The sequence below is a fragment of the Roseateles sp. P5_B10 genome (assembly GCF_056400485.1).
On the sequence record NZ_JBFULE010000454.1, the window covers coordinates 1 to 4277 of the forward strand.

Annotated in this window: 2 protein-coding genes; both read left to right on the plus strand. The window is 65.4% G+C overall.

Annotation, left to right across the window (positions count from 1 at the left end; all coding sequences use genetic code 11):
• The first annotated feature begins 75 nt into the window (after nucleotides 1-75).
• A complete protein-coding gene (locus AC1DU6_RS21715) occupies nucleotides 76-1209 on the plus strand; it encodes an MFS transporter (protein ID WP_477859530.1) in 1134 nt (377 codons plus the stop codon).
• A gap of 237 nt (nucleotides 1210-1446) precedes the next feature.
• On the plus strand, nucleotides 1447-4277 hold a 2831-nt coding region (locus AC1DU6_RS21720; RefSeq protein WP_477859532.1), incomplete at its 3' end, for a sensor histidine kinase.

Here is a 4277-nt window from a genome sequence, read left to right on the forward strand (position 1 = left end):
GCCGTGCCCAGCGCACTGGAGCTGCTGCGCCGGCACGCGGCGTCTGACACGACGATCTCGCTGCTGCTGTCCACGGTGCCCGCCGCCTTGAGCTTGCTGTTGGTACCCCTGGCCGGCTATCACTCGGACCGCTGCCGCAGCCGCCTTGGCAGGCGCAAGCCCTTTCTGATGGTTGCAGCGCCCACCGGCCTCGTGGCCATGGCGGGCCTGGCAGCCTCACCCACGCTGGCGGGCTGGCTTGATGCTGCACTGGGCGGCTGGTCACCCGGCCTGCACAACTGCCGACTCGCGCTGTTCAGCCTGTTCTGGGCCGCATTCGACTGCGCCGCCATCAGCGCTTTCTCGCTGTTCAACGGCCTCGTCAATGACCTTGTACCCGCGGGCCTGCTCGGTCGCTTCTTTGCGGTGTTCCGAATCGTCAGCCTGACGATCGGCATCGCGTATCACAACTGGATCTTCGCGCTCACGGACCACTATCTGCGCGAGGTTCTGATGGGCGTCGGCCTCTTCTTCTGCCTGCCTATCCTTGCGATGGCGTTGATGCTGAAGGAGACACCCTTGCCGCCCGACGCCGCGCCCGCTGACAAGACGGAGCCCCGGCTGAGATTTCCCCTCGACCACGTGCTGGCCTGCTTTCACCATCGCTCCTATGGGTGGGCCGTCGCGGCCTTCGTGCTGGCGAGCGTCACCTTCAGTCCCTTCAACACCTTCTATCTGCACTACGCGCACGCGGCCGGTATCCAGAAGGCCACGCTGGGCGCATTGACGGCAGCCGGCTATGCGGTGTCCATCGTGTCGGCCTTTGCCATTGGATCGATGGCTGATCGCTTGGGTGCGGTGCGGGTCTCGGTAGCCATCATGACGATGTATTGCGCCATCTCGGCGGGCGGCTTCGCCTTGGTGTCGGACGCCGCCAGCTTCCGCGTCTTCTACTTTGCCCACGTGGTGATTTCCGGCGCATGGTTCACGGCTGCTGCATCAATGCCGATGGCGCTTTTCCCGCGCGACAGATTCGTGCAGTTCAACTCGACCAAAGATCTGATGGTGATCTTCGGCACGATCCTGGTCAGCAGCGTCCAAGGGCCGATGCTCGACCTGTCCGAACACGACTATCGCTACACGCTGCTTGCAGGAACGGTTTTCTCTCTGCTGTGCGTTGTGTGCCTCTTGCGGCTGCGGCCGTCTTCGGTGCTTTCCGATCGGCAATGACGTTCTGAACCGCCCTGCAGCGACCCTTTCGCGATACGCTGCTCACTTGCTGCCAGCGGCAAGCGAAGGCAAAGGAATTCAGTGGGGCAACTGGAAGGCCAGAGTCAGAGACACCTCCTGCCGGGTCTGCTCCTGGCTTCGGCTCTGCTCACCTCGCCATCCCCTGCCCTCGCGCTCGATCCTCCCCTGCAGGTATCCCAGTACGCGCACACCTCGTGGACTGCTCGGGACGGCGCCTTGCTGGGCCTCGTCTTTGCGATGGCACAAACCCCCGACGGCTATCTCTGGGTCGGTGGGTCATTTGGCATGTTTCGCTTCGACGGCCTTCGGTTCGTTCCCTGGCAACCACCGAGAGGCCAGTCGCTGCCAAGCAATCCCTACGCCCTGCTGGTTTCCCGCGATGGCACGCTCTGGATTGGCACCTTCAATGGCCTGGTCAGCTGGAATGGCATCGAGCTGACCCGTTATCCGCAGATCCCCAACGGGTTCGTGACGTCGTTGTTCGAGGACCGCGACGGAACGGTCTGGGCCGGCCTGCTGGGCGAACAGGGACGGCTGTGCGCCATCCGCGCAGGTCAGGCCCAATGTTCCATGCCTGAAGGCGGGTTTGGCCAGTTCGTCTGGAGCCTGGCCGAAGACAAATCCGGGGCGCTGTGGGTGGGTGCGGACTCGGGCCTCTGGCGCTGGAAGCCCGGGACGCCGCAACGATTCGAGACGCCAGGCGTGCGAGTGGGTGACCTGAGCACGACCGCCGATGGACAAATCCTGATCGGCATCCGGGGCGCCGGGATCCAGCGCGTGGACGGCGACAGATTGGCGCCGTCGCCAATGCGAAGCGCTGCCAAGCCCGATGAATGGCTCCCTGACCGCGACATCAAGGCCAACAAGTTGTTGCGGGACCGCGATGGCGGGCTCTGGATCGGAACCGAAGGCCACGGCATCCTCCATTTGCAAGAGGGACAGGCCGACGCGTTCACGCGGGCAGACGGTCTCTCCGGGAACATCGCCTGCAGTCTGTTCGAAGACCGCGAAGGCAACATCTGGTTCGGCAGCGAGAAGGGCATAGATCGCTTCCGAAAGCTGCCTGTCACCACCCTCTCCATGCAGCAGGGCCTGCCCAATGACGGCACGAAGTCGGTGCTGGCGACAAAGAACGGCAGCGTCTGGGTGGCAACCGGCGAAGGACTGGCCCGGTGGAAGGGTGCGAGACCGACCGTCTACAGGGAACGCGACGGGCTGCCCGATGCCAGGGTGCAATCCTTGCATCAGGACGCCGACGGGCGACTCTGGGTGAGCACGGGCCGTGGCCTCGCCTACTTTGCGAACGACCGCTTCGTCGCCGTCAGCGGCGTGCCCAGCAAGGAGGTCTATTCCATCACGGGCGAGGGGGCGGGCGATCTCTGGCTATCTGGCAACGAAGGCCTTGCACGACTGCACAAGGGTCGATTCGCCGAGAACATTCCATGGGCCGCGCTCGGTCGCCAGCAACAAGCCAAAGTCGTTGTCGCCGACCGAGGTGGCTTGTGGCTGTCCTTCTGGCAGGACGGTGGGGTGTTGTATTTCAAGGACGGCAAGGTCCAGGCCACCTACACGTCCGCCGAAGGGCTGGGCGCGGGCCACGTCGCTGGTCTCCGGCTCGATGCCGACGGGGCGGTCTGGGCCGCCACGGAGGACGGCGGCCTCAGCCGGATCAAGGATGGCCGCGTCAGCACGCTTGCGGTCGGCAACGGACTGCCCTGCAACACGGTGCACTGGTCGACGCTGGACGACGACGGATCGCTGTGGATGTATGCCTCCTGCGGGCTCGTGCGGGTGCTGCGGGACGACCTGGCTGCCTGGATTGCCGACCCGAGCCGCCGGGTCGTCCCGAAGGTTTGGGGGGCCGCGGATGGCGTGCCGCTGCTGGCGCTCACGCCGGCCTACTTCAACCCGCCGGTGGCAAAAGGGCCGGACGGCAAACTCTGGTTCGTGTCGGGCGCAGACGTCCAGGTGATCGCCCCCGACCACCTGCCATTCAACCCGCTGCCTCCACCGGTTCACATTCAGGCCCTGCACGCCGACCACAAGCCCTATGTGGTCGAGAACGGTCTTCGCCTGCCCCCGCTGGTCCGCGACATGACGATCGAGTTCACCGCGCTGAGTCTGGTCGACCCGAAGAGCACGCGCTTTCGCTACAGGCTGGAGGGGCACGACAACGATTGGCAGGAGGCCATCGACAGGCGCCAGGCCACCTACACGAATCTGCCGCCCGGCAACTATCGCTTCCGCGTGAAGGCTTCCAACAACAGCGGTGTGTGGAATGAGGAAGGCGCGCAGCTCGACTTCGCCATTCCGCCGGCCTTTTACCAAACCACCTGGTTCCGCCTGGCCGGCGCGATCCTGCTCATTAGCCTGGCATGGAGCGCCTTCCAACTCCGGCTGCACATGCGCATCCGGCGGCTGCATCGGCAGTTGGAGGCGACGCTGGAGGCGCGTATTGCCGAACGCAYGCGCATCGCTCGCGACCTGCACGACACCCTGTTGCAGCGTTTTCACGGGCTGCTGCTGCAGTTCCAGGCCGCGCTCAACCTGCTGCCTGACCGCCCGCGCGAATCGAAGCAGATCCTCGCGGGCGCCATCGACCATGCGGCCGAGGCGATCACGGAGGGCCGCGATACCGTACAGGGTTTGCGGACCTCGGCCCTGGACACCGACAACCTGGCGGACGCCTTGCGGGCGCTCGCCGAGGAGCTGGCGAACGAGAGCGGTCACGCGGCATCGGCACATGTCGAAGTGCAGGGAACGCCCCAGGCTCTGCACCCGCTGGTGCGCGACGAGACCTTTCGCATCGCCGGCGAGGCGCTGCGCAACGCCTTTCACCACGCCGACGCAAAGCAGATCCAGGTCGAGATCGACTACGACGAGCGGCAGCTGTGCGTTCGGGTTCGCGACGACGGCAAGGGGATCGACCCGGCAGTGCTGCACGCGGGCGAAAAACAAGGGCACTTCGGGTTGAGCGGCATGCGAGAGCGCGCCGAACTCGTCGGCGGCAAGCTGACGGTTCGCAGCGGCCCGGGGACGGGAACGGA